This window comes from Actinocorallia libanotica (assembly GCF_039525175.1).
Taxonomy (GTDB): domain Bacteria; phylum Actinomycetota; class Actinomycetes; order Streptosporangiales; family Streptosporangiaceae; genus Actinocorallia; species Actinocorallia libanotica.
Map to the genome: position 1 here is coordinate 1 of NZ_BAAAHH010000115.1, position 786 is coordinate 786.

Genomic DNA, 786 nt, shown 5'->3' on the forward strand with positions numbered 1-786 from the left:
CCGTCGCGCCGGCGCCTTCCACGCCCTTTTGCGCCAGGGAGGACAGGAGGTCCTTGTCCAGGCCCTTCTTGCGCAGCCGTTCCAGGTCGTCGGCGAACTTGCGCGCGGCTTGGGCATCGGCCGTGAGCTTGCCCAGGATCCCGCTGACGGTGGGGTTCTCGCCGTCCTTGACACCGGAGGTCAGGTCGGCGGCCGAGACGATCCCGTCCTTGATGGACTTGATCAGGTCGGCACGGGCCGAGCGCAGGTTCTTCAGCTTGTCGGTGGCCTTCTCCAGCTGCTTGGCGAAATACGTCTGCTGCCCGGCCAGGATCTTCAGCATCGCGGTGTCGCCCTTGATGCGGTCGATCAGCGCGTTCTTGCGCCGCCCCTTCTTCATGCCGTCTTGGACCATGTCCAGGAGCTTGCGGCCGGCGGTGGTGATCTGGGACTTGGAGCCGGTCAGCCCGTCCACCATGCTGCGCGCCACCCAGCGCGCCTGGGCCTTGGACACCTCGATGACCCGGTCGGTGCCCGACATGACGCCCTGGGCCAGGCCGATGGCGGCCCAGCGACCCAGTGCCGCGGTCACCTTGGAGGGCGAGTCGATCCCCAGGGCCTTGGCGATGGGGCCGGGGATGACGGCCTTGGCGAAGCCGATCAGCTTGTCCTTGATCCAGGAGGCCATGGATTTGATGCCGTTCCACAGGCCGGACACGATGTCCTTGCCCTTGTTCCACAGGAGCTTCCCGGCGCCGGAGAAGAACCGGCCGATCCGCCCCGGTAGCGCCTTGACCCAGGAGAGGA

General features: G+C 67.2%; 1 protein-coding gene. It reads right to left on the reverse strand.

Annotation, left to right across the window (positions count from 1 at the left end):
* Positions 1–786: hypothetical protein (locus ABD140_RS39915; protein WP_425544215.1), on the reverse strand; the 786-nt coding region annotated here is incomplete at both ends.